General features: G+C 67.3%; 13 protein-coding genes. 6 read left to right on the top strand and 7 right to left on the bottom strand.

Features of this window, described 5'->3' with window-relative positions; translation table 11 throughout:
• The first annotated feature begins 29 nt into the window (after nucleotides 1-29).
• Complete coding sequence (locus tag ACLJO0_RS32145; protein ID WP_410582637.1) at nucleotides 30-632, top strand: TetR/AcrR family transcriptional regulator; 603 nt, start codon at nucleotides 30-32, stop codon at nucleotides 630-632.
• On the opposite strand, the gene ACLJO0_RS32140 is transcribed toward ACLJO0_RS32145, so the two are convergent.
• Nucleotides 629-2,110 carry a SulP family inorganic anion transporter gene (locus ACLJO0_RS32140; protein WP_410582636.1) on the bottom strand — a complete coding sequence of 494 codons (1,482 nt, stop codon included), beginning with the start codon at nucleotides 2,108-2,110 and terminating at the stop codon, nucleotides 629-631. The genes ACLJO0_RS32145 and ACLJO0_RS32140 overlap by 4 nt on opposite strands.
• A gap of 463 nt (nucleotides 2,111-2,573) precedes the next feature.
• Between ACLJO0_RS32140 and ACLJO0_RS32135 the strand changes: the two genes are divergently transcribed.
• Entirely contained in the window at nucleotides 2,574-2,819 is a 246-nt protein-coding gene (locus ACLJO0_RS32135; RefSeq protein ID WP_410582634.1) for a hypothetical protein, read from the top strand.
• On the top strand, nucleotides 2,816-3,544 hold the full coding sequence (locus tag ACLJO0_RS32130; protein WP_410582633.1) for a hypothetical protein: 729 nt from the start codon (nucleotides 2,816-2,818) through the stop codon (nucleotides 3,542-3,544). Before ACLJO0_RS32135 ends, ACLJO0_RS32130 begins: the two co-directional genes overlap by 4 nt.
• Before the next feature lie 5 nt (nucleotides 3,545-3,549).
• Here ACLJO0_RS32130 and ACLJO0_RS32125 read toward each other — a convergent pair whose 3' ends face one another.
• Nucleotides 3,550-4,485, bottom strand: a complete 936-nt coding sequence (locus ACLJO0_RS32125) for an ADP-ribosylglycohydrolase family protein (protein WP_410582631.1) — start codon at nucleotides 4,483-4,485, stop codon at nucleotides 3,550-3,552.
• Entirely contained in the window at nucleotides 4,482-5,264 is a 783-nt protein-coding gene (locus ACLJO0_RS32120; RefSeq protein ID WP_410582629.1) for a hypothetical protein, read from the bottom strand. The genes ACLJO0_RS32125 and ACLJO0_RS32120 overlap by 4 nt, the downstream gene beginning before the upstream one ends.
• A gap of 20 nt (nucleotides 5,265-5,284) precedes the next feature.
• Between ACLJO0_RS32120 and ACLJO0_RS32115 the strand changes: the two genes are divergently transcribed.
• Together ACLJO0_RS32115 and ACLJO0_RS32110 are read left to right on the top strand one after the other, a co-directional pair.
• Nucleotides 5,285-7,441, top strand: a complete 2,157-nt coding sequence (locus ACLJO0_RS32115; RefSeq protein WP_410582628.1) for a HelD family protein — start codon at nucleotides 5,285-5,287, stop codon at nucleotides 7,439-7,441.
• Nucleotides 7,442-7,503: 62 nt separating this feature from the next.
• A complete protein-coding gene (locus ACLJO0_RS32110) occupies nucleotides 7,504-8,238 on the top strand; it encodes a spermidine synthase (RefSeq protein WP_410582626.1) in 735 nt (244 codons plus the stop codon).
• Nucleotides 8,239-8,253: 15 nt separating this feature from the next.
• Here the strand turns inward: ACLJO0_RS32110 and ACLJO0_RS32105 are convergent, their stop codons facing one another.
• From ACLJO0_RS32105 to ACLJO0_RS32090, 4 genes are all read right to left on the bottom strand, one after another.
• Nucleotides 8,254-8,676, bottom strand: a complete 423-nt coding sequence (locus tag ACLJO0_RS32105) for a hypothetical protein (protein ID WP_410582625.1) — start codon at nucleotides 8,674-8,676, stop codon at nucleotides 8,254-8,256.
• A gap of 60 nt (nucleotides 8,677-8,736) precedes the next feature.
• A complete protein-coding gene (locus tag ACLJO0_RS32100) occupies nucleotides 8,737-10,365 on the bottom strand; it encodes an ABC-F family ATP-binding cassette domain-containing protein (protein ID WP_410582624.1) in 1,629 nt (542 codons plus the stop codon).
• Nucleotides 10,366-10,436: 71 nt separating this feature from the next.
• Nucleotides 10,437-12,125: a ribonuclease J gene (locus ACLJO0_RS32095; RefSeq protein WP_410582623.1), complete on the bottom strand. Its 1,689-nt coding sequence runs from the start codon at nucleotides 12,123-12,125 to the stop codon at nucleotides 10,437-10,439.
• Between the two features lie 51 nt (nucleotides 12,126-12,176).
• A complete protein-coding gene (locus ACLJO0_RS32090) occupies nucleotides 12,177-12,377 on the bottom strand; it encodes a DUF2795 domain-containing protein (protein WP_410582621.1) in 201 nt (66 codons plus the stop codon).
• A 205-nt stretch (nucleotides 12,378-12,582) separates the two neighbouring features.
• On the opposite strand from ACLJO0_RS32090, the gene ACLJO0_RS32085 reads away from it, so the two are divergent.
• Nucleotides 12,583-13,017: a MerR family transcriptional regulator gene (locus ACLJO0_RS32085; protein ID WP_410582620.1), complete on the top strand. Its 435-nt coding sequence runs from the start codon at nucleotides 12,583-12,585 to the stop codon at nucleotides 13,015-13,017.
• The last annotated feature ends 9 nt before the right edge of the window (nucleotides 13,018-13,026 follow it).

Below are 13,026 nucleotides of genomic sequence, written 5' to 3'. Positions count from 1 at the left end.
AAGGTGGTGCGGCTCGAAGGGAGTGCGGCGTGCCGAGGACCGTGGATCACGCCGAACGTCGCGCGCAGATCGCCGAAGCCCTGGTGCGGGTCGCAGGGCGGGATGGCCTGCACGCGGTGACGATGCGGGCGGTGGCCGCCGAATCGGGGGTCTCGCTGCGCCTGGTGCAGTACTACTTCGAAACCAAAGCCCAGCTCTTGCTCGGCGCGCTCCGGCATCTGGAGCGGCAAAGTCATCAGCGATGGGCGGCGCGGCTGGCCGCGTTGCCGGCCCCAGTCCCGCCGCGGGCGTTCGTCGAGGCGTTCCTCGACGAGGCCATGCCCAGCGACGAACAGAGCCGCGTGTTCCACCTCGTCGGCACCTCATACGCGGTGCTGGCGATGACCGACCCCGACTTGGCCGAGGAACCGTTCATCGCCGGGGTGAACGACCTGGATCGGCAACTCGCGGACGCGCTGACGCGGGCCCAGGCAGACGGGCTGTTGCCTTCAGCTCTAAACGTCTCCACCGAGGCGGCGCGGCTGCTCGCGCTCAGCCACGGTCTGGGCACCAGCGTGCTGATCGGCCAGCGCAGCACGGAAACCGCCCGCTCCGTGCTGCGCTACCACCTCGACCAGCTATTCGGTTCCTAGTGGCTGCCGGCGAGTTCGCCGGTGAGCTTGCCGTGCATGCGAGCGCTGTGCTTGTTCAGCCCGATGATCTCGACGGTCTTGCCGCGTGACTCGTATTTGGTGGTGATCGCGTCGAGGGCGGCGACGGTGGAGGCGTCCCAGATGTGGGCGTCGGTGAGGTCGATGAGGACCTTGTCCGGGTCGTTGGCGTAGTCGAACTGGTAGACCAGGTCGTTGCTGGAGGCGAAGAACAGTTCGCCGGTGACGGCGTAGACGACCTGGGTGCCGTCCGGGTCGACCACGGCGGTGACCTCGACCAGGTGCGCGACCCGCCGCGCGAAGATCACCATCGCGGTGATGCATCCGACGATCACGCCGATCGCGAGGTTGTGGGTGATCACGACAACGGCCACGGTGACGACCATGACGGCGATCTCACCCGTGGGCATCCGCTTCAGCGTGGCGGGCGCGACGCTGTGCCAGTCGAAGGTACTGAAGGCCACCAGCACCATCACCGCCACCAGCGCGGCCATCGGGATCTGCGAGACCAACGGCCCGAAAGCGATGCACAGCACCATCAAGAACACGCCGGCCAGGAACGTCGACAGCCTGGTCCGGGCGCCGGCGGTCTTCACGTTGATCATGGTCTGGCCGATCATCGCGCAACCACCCATACCGCCGAAGAAGCCGGTGACGACATTCGCGACGCCCTGGCCGATCGCCTCACGGGTCTTGTTGGAATGGGTGTCGGTGATGTCGTCGACCAGCTTCGCGGTCATCAACGACTCCATCAACCCCACCAAGGCGAACGCGAACGCGTATGGGGCGATCAGAGCGAGGGTGTCGAAGGTGAACGGCACACCCGGGAGGCCCGGCACCGGCAGCGAGGACGGCAGCGACCCCTTGTCGCCGACCTTCGGGATCGCGATCCCCGCGGCGATCGTCAACGCTGTCAGCGCCACAATGGACACCAGCGGGGCGGGAATCGCCTTGGTGAGTTTCGGAAAGAACACCATGAGCGCCAGCCCGCCCGCGAACAGCGGGTACACCGGCCACGGTACGTCGATCAGCTCGGGCACCTGCGCCATGAAGATCAGGATCGCCAGCGCGTTGACGAACCCGACCATGACGCTGCGCGGAACGAACCGCATCAACCGCGCCACGCCCAGCGAACCGAGCACGATCTGGATCAAGCCACCCAGGATCACCGCGGCGATCAGGTAGCTCAGCCCGTGCTCAAGCGCCAGGGGGGCGACCACGAGTGCCATCGCGCCGGTCGCGGCGGAGATCATCGCCGAACGACCGCCCACGACCGAGATCACCACCGCCATGGTGAACGACGCGAACAGCCCGACGCTGGGATCCACCCCGGCGATGATGGAGAAGGAGATCGCCTCCGGGATCAGCGCGAGCGCGACCACCAGACCGGCAAGGATCTCGGTACGTGCGACCTTGGGCGTCAACCAGGACGGACGAGTGCGCAGGCGCGCGGACGCCATTGACAATGGATTCGACACAGACGAACAACCTGACATGCTCGGGCGCCACGCGGGCGCGTAACAACCTCACGCCACCATGGCGTGCTGGAAGGACAGTGGCGGGCGATGCACGTAAGCGCCGGCATCGGCCCGAGGGATTGCTCGACGAGCGCGGACTAGCTCGGGTCGGTCACAGCACCTGCTCGACAGGCAAAGGAAGCTCCTCGGCTCGGATAAGGGAGTCGGGGGCTTCGGTGACCCCGGCGGCCCGGCGGCAACATCGCCGCCGTCGTCGGCAACTCTCACCTAACGTTAGACGAGAGATCACCAAAGCGCGGAGCGCCTGCCGCCAAATGAGTGCGGGATCACGTCTGCGCCGACCATGTCCACGGGTATCTCTAACTCTTCCCTAACGTGAGTGTAGAGTCTGAACGTGGGTCGCCGCTGGCCGCTTTGCGCGACATATCCGACGGGAGCCGTGAAAGTGAGTACGGACGGTGTGGTGGAGGCATCGGCATCGCTGACGTTGCCGCAGTTCTGCTTCCATGTGGAAAACGCGTTCCTCGCCGATCGGCCGGGGATATCGGACCTGCGCGAGGCGGCACTGGCCAGCCAGGCGTCACCCGCGGTGTTCGCCGCCCTGGACCATCTGCCGAATCGACGGTTCGAGTCCTTGATGGACGTGCTAGCCGAACTGCCGGGTCTGTCCTTCGACGGCGGCACCGAATGACGAGCCGTCGCTACGCCATCTGGCCGGACACCTCCCACGGGCGTCAGCAGGCGCGTAATCGCGGCCAGGCGATCCGCACGGCGTTGACACATATGGTGGCCGACGGCCGCCCCTCGGCCACGCGGATCGCGTTGATCGGCGGTTTCGACCGCGGCAGCCGCGCGATCCGTACCGCGGTCACGTCCGCGGCGGCGGAGCACGGCTGGGGGCTGCTTGACCTGCCGGCGGTTCCGGCGTTCGGCGCCATTCCCGCTGACGGTGACATCACCGTCGTCGTTCCGGCGAATCACAGGATGCGGGGCGCGGCACATCGGTGCGCGGCAGCCTGGGCGTGCCGGGTCGTCGATCCCGCCGCCGTCGTGACACATCCGTCCGATCTCGCGGCCCGGTCTTGTCCGGCGGTGGCCGTCACGACCGCGGACGGCCTGTCGGACCATTGCGCGTCGCGCTGGGAGATCCGGGGTTCGCTGACGTATCGCACCTCGACCGGACCCGTGACGCCGGTGACGGCGCTCGCCGTCGAGCCCGCCGACGACGGGATCGTGTTGGACCAGGTGCGGGACGACGACCACAGGCACGCCCGCTTGGGGAGTACCTCCGTGACGCTGCGTCTCGACCTGCCGACCGAGGGAGCGATCGACGGCCACGCACAGACCTTCCCAGCCGGCAGGTACACGTTCGTCGCACAACCGCAGCGCTACGTGCACCTCACCGGCCCGGGGTGAACCGCTCAGGTGAGGTGGTCGGCCAGTGACCACAGCCGCCCGGAGATGTCCAGTCGCCGCAGCCATTTCTCGGGCAGCGAACCGGCTCCGGTTCGCGCGCCGGCGAGCGCACCGGCCATGGCGGCGATGGTGTCGGTGTCACCACCGGCGCGCACGCCGTAGCGGATGGCCTCATCCGCCCGGTCGGGATAGGTGAGGAAAGCCAACAGGGCCGTCGGGACCGAGCCCAGCGCCGAGGCGTCGTTGCCGAGTGCCCGTCCGGCGTGCTCGGGGTCGGGGCGGTGACGGACGAGTTCGGCGACGCGGTCGAACTTCTCGTGCCACGGGGCCGAGCGCACCACCCGGCTCAGGTCGTGCAGGAACGCGGGCACCGCTAGCGGCCGCGCCGGGTCGCTGCGCAGCGCCAGGTAGGTCGCGGCGGCTTGGCAGGCGGCGCCGTGTTGTCCGTGTTTGTGGGCGTGGGTGACCGCCGCGGTGCGGCGGGCGAGTTCGGCGGCGTGATGCAGGCTGGTCGCGACCAGGGCGACCGGTGCGACACGCATCGCGGCGCCGTTACCGAACGATCCCTGCCCCTGATAGAAGGCGCGGGTGGCGTCGGCCCAGGGGACGCCCGCGGTGATCAGGCCGAACACCCTCGGGGTGCCTTCGCCGTAGCCGCGCCATGGTTCGGCGCGCCACGCCTCAGCGAACTCCCGGGCGAGCACGTCCTCGTCGAGCAGGGTGGTGTCACGGTGATCGGCGAGGTGGCCGGCCAGCACGAGGGCGAGCGCGGTGTCGTCGGTGTGGACGAGCCGGCTGGGCGCGCGTTCTTCGGCCAGCAGGTCATCGGCGCTGACGAGGGCCCTGCCCTCGAAAGGAGCGCCGAGAGCGTCTCCGAGCGCGAGACCGAGGAGCAGTCCGCGCGCCCGGTCGCGGGTGATGGGGTTCATGGCGATCGTCATCTGATTCGTCCGGTCTCGGGTCGGGGCACCGGCTCGGCGTGGAGCCGGTACAGAGGTGGCTGGGCCAGAGCGATGCGGTAAGTCCCTGGCATCACGGTCTGGGTGACACCGTCAACGGTCGCCGTGGCCGGGGCCGGTATGCGCACCGTTCGCGGTCCGGAACAGAAGCTGACCGCCGCGCCGATGCCACCGGTGACGCCGAGCAGCAGCCCGTTTTCCGAGGGGCGGGCGAACACCTCGATGAGTGCCGGATGCTCCTCGTCCGGGACCGCGGGGAGCACACCGCGAAGGTGGAGGTCGCGCAGGATGATCTGCAGCTGACGATCCGGGCCGGTGAGCACCAGGGTCGGCACGGGTCGCAGCCACAGCCGCAGGGGACCCGGAGCGGTGCACCGGCTATCCGGTAGCAGGACCGGCGCGTGGCATGACATCGCACGATGTTGCGCTGCCGAGGCGACGGAATGGTGTGTGGCGATGACCAGACTTACCCGACCTGCCCGCCTGTTCACCGGCAGGCTCCCGGGAGAGTCGTCGATCACGGTGACGCCGGCGTTTGCCGCGCTGTCGAGTACCGCGTTGCGGGTCTGGGGGCTACCTCGGTCGCTACCGCTCACCACGACGACCACGTCGCCTGCCCCCAGCGCGAGCGGACTCGGACAGGGCGGCGCGGGATCAGCGGAACGGAACAGGCAGCGGAAGGCGAGCAGCAGCCCTTCCTGACAGGCATCCAGTTGCTGAGTGACGGCCTCTGTCCGCGTACCGGCCATCACCACGTCCATGCCCGCTACTCTACTCTAACGTGACAGTAGACTCTAGCGAGGAGTCCGAACCGGAGGTGGCTTTGACGGACGTGCAAACACGCGACGAACAGCACGAGCGTGCACACCTGGCCGAGACGGTACGGCTGCTGACGGCCGAACTGGAGCGTCTCGTCGGTTCGATCGACAAGTCCGCCGGCTCCATCCAGGAGCAGAAAGAATACATGTGGGAGAACTGGCGTGACATGGACAGCGCCGAGAAGGCCGGGCTCCGCACCGACGTGAACATGGCCGTCGTCCTGGGCGAGCACGCGGTGATGCTCCGGAAACGCATCGAACGGCTTCTGGAGTCTCCCTATTTCGGGCGCGTCGACTTCCGCACGGACGGCGACAAACACGCGAGGGACTATTACATCGGCGTGCACAATCTCTCGGATCCCGAGACCCAGGAGATCGTGATCCACGACTGGCGGGCGCCGGTGTCGAGTCTCTACTACGACTTCGAGTCCGGCGAAGCGCACTTCGAGGCCCCCAGGGGCATCGTGCACGGGAACATCACCGGCAAGCGCCAGTACAAGATCCAGGGCGGGCGTCTGGAGTACATGTTCGACAGCGCGCTCAACATCGGCGACGACGTCCTGCAGCGGGAGCTGAGCCAGTCCGCCGACGACAAGATGAAGAACATCGTCGCGACCATCCAGCGTGAACAGAACGCGGTAATCCGCAACGAGACGGCGCAGGTCCTCATCCTGCAGGGCGTGGCGGGGTCGGGGAAGACGTCGATCGCGCTGCACCGGGTGGCGTTCCTGCTCTACCGTTTCAAAGACACCCTGTCCTCAGACAACGTCATGATCCTCTCGCCGAACAAGGTCTTCGGTGACTACATCGCGGACGTGCTGCCCGAACTGGGTGAGGAGCAGGTCGCGGAGATCGACTTCGACAAGATCGCCGGCAAGTTACTCGCCAAGGTCACCGGCTACGAGACATTCAGCGAGCAAGTGGTCAGCTTGCTCGACCACACCGACGCAGCGGCGGCCGAGCGGATGCGCTACAAGGCGACACCGGAGTTCGTCACCTGCCTCGAGAACTGGCTCGCCGAGCAAGCGGAGAACGACTTCGTGCCCGCGGACATCGAGCACAAGAGCACCCGGCTCTCCGCGGATTGGGTCGCGGACGCCTTCGACGAGTCCCGGGCGCTTCCGGTGTTCACCCGGCTCGATCACGTGGCCAACACGGCCATTCACCTGCTCAAGAACCAGGTCGTGGACAAGGGCGGCAAGTGGTCGGCCGCCGACACCGCCAAACTCCGCAGGCAGGTCCGCGCGATGTTCCCCTACAAAGACCCGTTCGCGATGTACAAGGCGTTCTACACCGATCCCGCGCGCCGCGGCCTGTTCCGGCCGCTCGGCCGGAAGAAGATCGAGTACGCGGACGTGTTCCCGTTGATCTACACCATGATCAGAACCGCGCGGCAGGAGAGCTACGGCCACATCCGCCACCTGCTGGTCGACGAGATGCAGGACTACACACCGATCCAGTACGCCGTGCTGCGCGAGCTGTTCTCCTGCAAGATGACGATCCTGGGCGACTCCAACCAGTCGGTCAACCCGTTCAGCTCCTCGACTTTGTCGACGATCCGCGACATCTTCCCGGACGCCGACTGCCTGGAGTTGTGCAAGAGCTACCGCTCCACGAGCGAGATCACCGACTTCGCCCAGCACATTTCCCGCAACGACAAGCTCATCCCGATCGAACGTCACGGACTGCCGCCCCAGGTCATCGCCTGCTCTGGCCCGCGAGACGAGACAGCGCGGATCCTTGCCCTCATCGAGCGGCACCGGCACAGCGATCAACGGTCCCTTGGCATCATCTGCAAGACCGTCGCGCAGGCACAGACGCTCCACCATGCCTTGTCCGACGCCGGTGTCGAGCTGACTTTCCTTGATTACGACAGCACGGCCTTCGCCGCCGGCGTCGTCATCACCTCGGCGCACATCTCCAAGGGCCTGGAGTTCGACACCGTGATCGTCCCGCACGTGGACGAGGAGAACTTCGCGAGCGACATGGACAAGAGCATGCTCTACATCGCCTGCACCAGGGCCATGCACGAGCTGCACCTGACCCATGCCGGGTCGCTCTCGCACTTCTTGGCCTTCGCCAAGAATCGTTTCGACCCAGCCGAGGCACGAGTGGGTTGACCCGGCGAAGTACGGCTACGACCACCACACTGAGCGAACTTCGCCGAGTACAAGGGATCACGATGAGCAGGCGTTTCCAGGAACTTGATTGGCGCCCGACCCTGATGGGAGAACTCGTCCTGCGGCGGCGCTGGGATCCCACCACGGACCGGGACGTGCTGGAGATCAAACTCGGCGACGAGTTCCTGATGTCGAACCTGTTCACCGTCGCCGAGGAGGAACTCGCGCACCGGGCACTGGCCGACGTGGACGGCCCGGACCTCGACGTGGCCGTCGGCGGCCTCGGGCTCGGCTACACCGCGCAAACCGCGCTCACCGACTCGCGGGTGCGATCCCTCTCAGTGGTGGAGGCGCTCGACCCAGTGGTCGAGTGGCACCGCAACGGCCTTATCCCGACCGACCCCGCGCTGACCTCGGACCCTCGATGCACCTTCGTGCACGGCGACTTCTTCGCGCTGCTGCGGTCGCCGGGCGGACTCGATCCGAGCACACCGGGACGGCGGTTCCACGCCATCCTCCTCGACATCGACCACTCTCCCCGCCACGTCCTGCACCCGAGCCACCAGGAGTTCTACGAACCGGCGGGGCTGCGTCGTCTCGCCCGCTGGCTGCACCCCGGTGGCGTGTTCGGGCTCTGGTCCAACGACCCGCCCGACGAAGAATTCCTCACCGCCATGGAATCCGCCTTTACACAGGTGCGAGCCGACATCGTCACCTTCGACAATCCGTTGCAGGACAACGAAGCGACCGCCACCGTCTACCTCGCATCGACCGGTGCCGACACGCCCGGCCAGTAACCAGCACGACAAGGCTCATCCCAGCGATGCCAGCGCGGACCGCACACCGGACAGCTGTGTCGGCCATGCGTCGATGATGGCTCGCCACGCCGCACGCAGGGACACGTTCTCGGCCAGCACGAACACAGGTCCGCTGCCCCAGCGGGTGGCCACGACCATGCCGAGACGATCCGCCCCGCCGGGCAGCGGCGCGCCTCCCGGAAGGAAGTCCACCGTCAGCGAGTACCCGGATTGGTCCACGTCGTCCTGCACGCCAGCCATCGCGGCGTGATAGCACCGAAGGCCGTTGAACCCAGCCGGATCGGTCGGAATCGACCGCTCCGGGAAAGCCGCGTTGTACGCCTGCACGGAGAGGAACTTCGCCGGGCTCCCCTGCCATGCCCTTTTCACGGTGTCCGCGCCGGCCACCGGCCGGGGTGAGCTGTCACTGTTCAGCATGCGATAACTCTACCCTCACGTCATGGAAGAGTCTGCGCTCGATTTTCGGTGCCGGGCCGGTCAGGCGAGCTGGACGAGGTCGAGGTAGTCGTCCGACCAGTGGTCCTCGGTGCCGTCGGGGAGCAGGATGACTCGCTCGGGCGTGAGGGCTTCGACGGCGCCGGGGTCGTGGGTGACGAGCACCACAGCGCCCGGATAGCGGCGTAACGCGTCGAGGACTTGCTGGCGACTGGCCGGGTCGAGGTTGTTGGTGGGTTCGTCGAGCAGCAGCACATTCGTGGCACCGCAGACCAGCCCTGCCAGCGCGAGGCGGGTCTTTTCCCCGCCGGAGAGGGTTCCGGCGGGCTGGTCCAGTTGTCCGCCGGTCAGCAGGAACGCGCCGAGCAGACTGCGCAGTTCCGGTGCTGAGGCTTCCGGGGCCGCGTGGCGCACGTTCTGCCACACCGTGGCGTCGGGGTCGAGGGTTTCGTGTTCCTGGGCGTAGTAGCCGATGCGTAGTCCGTGGCCGGCGACGACCTCGCCGCTATCGGGATTTTCCCGTCCGCTGAGCAGGCGCAGCAGGGTGGTCTTTCCTGCGCCGTTGAGCCCGAGCACCACCACCCGCGAGCCTCGGTCGATGGCGAGGTCGACGCCGGTGAAGATTTCCAAGGAGCCATAGGACTTCGACAACCCCCTCGCGGTGAGCGGAGTCCTGCCGCACGGCGCGGGTTCGGGGAACGCGATCTTGGCGACCTTGTCGGAGCGGCGGGTCTCGTCGAGCCCGGCGAGCATCCTGTCCGCACGCCGCACCATGTTCTTCGCCGCGACGGCCTTGGTGGCTTTCGCGCCGAGCTTCGCGGCTTGCTGGTGCAGTGCCGAGGCTTTCTTCTCCGCGTTGGCCCGTTCCCGGCGTCGGCGCGCCTCGTCACCGGCGCGGGCGGAGAGATAGCGTTTCCAGTCCATGTTGTACACGTCGACCTCGCCGCGCACGGCGTCGAGGAACCACACTTTGTTCACCACGTCGGCCAGCAACTCCACATCGTGGCTGATCACGACCAGGCCGCCGGTGTGGCTGCGCAGGAAGCCTCGCAGCCACGACAGGGAGTCGGCGTCGAGGTGGTTGGTGGGCTCGTCCAGCAGCAGTGTGGTGCCCGAGGACCCTCCGGCGCCGGACTCCGAGGCGGCGAACAGGATACGAGCCAGTTCCACACGGCGGCGCTGCCCTCCCGAGAGGGTGTCCAGCGCCTGACCCAGAACACGGTCGTCGAGGCCCAGGTTGGCGCAAATGCGGGCGGCGTCGCTTTCGGCCGCGTAGCCGCCGAGCGCGGAGAAGCGCTCTTCCAACCGCCCGTACGCGCGCACGGCGCTGTCCCGTTCGCGCTCGTCGGTCAGTTCCGCCATGGCGGCCTGGGCTTTCGTCATTCCGGTGAGCAGTTCGTCGAGCCCGCGCGCCGAGAGCACCCGGTCTCGCGCGGTCGTCGACAGGTCGCCTTCGCGGGGGTCCTGGGGCAGATACCCCGGCTCGGTCGCGGCGTGGACCTGCCCGGTGTAGGGCAGGGCCTCACCGGCCAGCACGCGCAGGGTGGTGGTCTTCCCGGCACCGTTGCGCCCGACCAGCCCGATGCGATCGCCCGGCTGGACGCGCAGTGTGGCAGCGGAGAGCAGGATGCGTGGGCCCGCACGCAGTTCGAGGTTGGTCGCGGTGATCACACCGAACTCCAAGGGATCGGAGAGGTTCGAGTACTGATGAGCCGAGCCGACGCTCGAGGACTGGTCGCGGGTTAGGCGTCGATGATGACGGGGATGACGACCGGCTGACGGCGCAGCGTCTTGCGTGTCCAGCCTTCGGTGGCGCGCACGATTCGTCGTTCGAGTTCGGCGTTGGCGGTGACGTTCCGCTCAGCCGCTCCGGCGAGGGTCTTTTCGAGGACCGGCGCGAGAGACTCGAATGCGGACTCGTCGTGCGCGAAGCCGCGGGCGATGTAGTCCGGTTCCTCAGCGAGCAGGCCGGTGTCGCGGTCGATGAGGGTGATGACGGTCAGCACACCGTCCTGGCCGAGAGTACGCCGTTCGGCCAGGGAGTCTTCGGTCAGGACGCCGACCGTGTCGCCGTCGACATAGACCTCGCGAACCTCGACCGCACCGACGGCCGTGGCGCGGCCATCACGCAGATCGATGACGTCGCCGTTGCTCGCGACGAGCACCCGGTCACGGGCGATTCCGGTACTGCGGGCCAGATCCGCGTTCGCCTTGAGGTGCCGTGCTTCGCCGTGGACCGGCAGGACGTTGGCAGGACGCACGATGTTGTAGCAGTAGACCAGTTCCCCGGCGCTGGCGTGACCGGACACGTGCACTTTGGCGGTGCCCTTGTGCACGACGTTCGCGCCTCGCCGCGTCAAGCCGTTGATGATGCGGTAGACGGCGTTCTCGTTGCCGGGTATCAGCGAACTCGCCAGCAGCACGGTGTCGCCGTCGCCGACGTCGATGGTGTGCCGGCCGCTGGCCATCCGCGCGAGTGCGGCCATCGGCTCCCCTTGTGATCCGGTGCAGATCAGGGTCTGTTCGACGTCCGGAAGACGGTCCAGCGCGCCGGCGTCGATGATCAGGCCGTCGGGGGCGGTGAGATAACCCAGTTCGCGGGCGACACCCATGTTGCGGACCATGGATCTGCCGACGAAGGCCGCTTTCCGGCCGTGCGCATGGGCCGCGTCGAGGATTTGCTGGATGCGATGCACGTGGCTGGCGAAACTGGACACGATGACGCGGCGCGGCGCGGTGCGGAACACGGCGTCGATGGCAGGCGCCAGCTCTTGTTCGGAGGTGGTGAAACCGGGCACGTCGGCATTGGTGGAGTCCACGATGAACAGATCGACGCCCTCCTCCCCGAGACGGGCGAACCCACGCAGGTCGGTGATGCGTTTGTCCAAGGGAAACTGATCCATTTTGAAGTCGCCGGTGTGCAGCACCAAGCCCGCCGTCGTCCGCACGGCTACCGCGAGACCGTCCGGGATGGAGTGATTGACAGCCAGGAACTCCAGCGCGAACGGGCCACGGTCGAGCCGATCCCCTTCCCTGACTTCGAGTGTCGTGGGGGTGATGCGATGCTCCGCCAGCTTGGCGGACAGGAGACTCAGGGTGAGCCGGGAACCGATCACGGGAATGTCGGGTCGCTCCCGCAGCAGGTACGGCACGGCGCCGATGTGGTCTTCGTGCCCGTGCGTCAGCACGATCGCCTCGATGTCCGAGAGCCGGTCCCTGATCGCGGACCAGTCGGGCAGGATCACGTCCACCCCGGGCTGATGTTCCTCGGGAAAGAGGACCCCGCAGTCGACGACGAGCAGCGCTCCCCGGTGGTCGAACACGGTCATGTTCCGGCCGATCTCGCCGAGGCCGCCGAACGCGACGATGCGCAAGGCATCGTCGGACAGGCTGGGAAGCGGGGTGACCGGAGGGTGATCCACAGAATTCATACTCTCACGTTACGGTAGGGTTCGGTCGTGCTGCCTGCGCCATAGCTCCGCTCAGTCACCAAGCGGCACATCCGGCAGGTGATCCCACAGGTCACGAACGTGGCCGAAGGTGCGCATCGGGAGCCGGTCGAGCAGCGTCAGCACCTCGTCGCGGCTCCCGGACGTGACCGCAGCGGCGATGATGTCCTGTTTCGCCGCCGACGACTCGGCGAAGGCGCCGTCCACGGCGTCGATGATTTCGATCCTGGTCACTTGAGCTGCGTGTTTCTCGCGAAGGTCGGTCACACTGCACACACTACCCTGACGTTAGGGTAGAGTCGTGGGGCGGCCGGTACTTCGGCGGGCACTGCCCCGACGGTGGCCGCGGTCGCGTTCATCCCCCTGGCGCGATGTACCGGCCGCCACCAGCGCCGAGTCTCGCGCTGCGGCCGATCGCGGGCAGGGAAGGAGGTTCGGCGTGAGCGATCACATGCAGATCGGCGAGGTCGCCGAGCGCACGGGCTTGTCCCTGCGGACGATCCGGCATTACGAGCAGGTCGGTCTCGTCACCCCCGACACGCGGAGCCAGGGCGGGTTCCGGCTCTACACGGCGGCCGATGTGGATCGGCTGCGGCTCATCCGGCAGATGCGGGTGCTCGGCTTCGACCTCGACGAGATGCGGGACCTCATCGCCCTGCTGCCACCGGCTACGGCCGGGTCCGAACGGGCGGAGGAGCAGCGGCTCACGTTGCTGCGCGATTTCAGTGTTCTCACCGATCATCGCTGCGCCGATCTGCGCGCCAAGTTCGATGCCGCGTGCGAGTTTCTCGCGACCTTGCGTGAACGCCGGGCCGCGCTCGTGACCGGCGCTACCCATGAGGACACGGTTGAGCACGTCGAATCCCACAGTTGAGATACCGTC

The sequence above is a fragment of the Amycolatopsis sp. lyj-108 genome (assembly GCF_046549005.1).
Taxonomy (GTDB): Bacteria; Actinomycetota; Actinomycetes; order Mycobacteriales; family Pseudonocardiaceae; genus Amycolatopsis.
This window is presented reverse-complemented; position numbering and strand designations above follow the sequence as displayed.

Excerpts from the sequence above, each read along its gene's own strand:
- ACLJO0_RS32140 (WP_410582636.1), bottom strand. The coding sequence starts at position 2,110 with ATGGCGTCCGCGCGCCTGCGCACTCGTCCGTCCTGGTTGACGCCCAAG.
- ACLJO0_RS32130 (WP_410582633.1), top strand. The coding sequence starts at position 2,816 with ATGACGAGCCGTCGCTACGCCATCTGGCCGGACACCTCCCACGGGCGT.
- ACLJO0_RS32125 (WP_410582631.1), bottom strand. The coding sequence starts at position 4,485 with ATGACGATCGCCATGAACCCCATCACCCGCGACCGGGCGCGCGGACTG.
- ACLJO0_RS32120 (WP_410582629.1), bottom strand. The coding sequence starts at position 5,264 with ATGGACGTGGTGATGGCCGGTACGCGGACAGAGGCCGTCACTCAGCAA.
- ACLJO0_RS32110 (WP_410582626.1), top strand. The coding sequence starts at position 7,504 with ATGAGCAGGCGTTTCCAGGAACTTGATTGGCGCCCGACCCTGATGGGA.
- ACLJO0_RS32105 (WP_410582625.1), bottom strand. The coding sequence starts at position 8,676 with ATGCTGAACAGTGACAGCTCACCCCGGCCGGTGGCCGGCGCGGACACC.
- ACLJO0_RS32095 (WP_410582623.1), bottom strand. The coding sequence starts at position 12,125 with ATGAATTCTGTGGATCACCCTCCGGTCACCCCGCTTCCCAGCCTGTCC.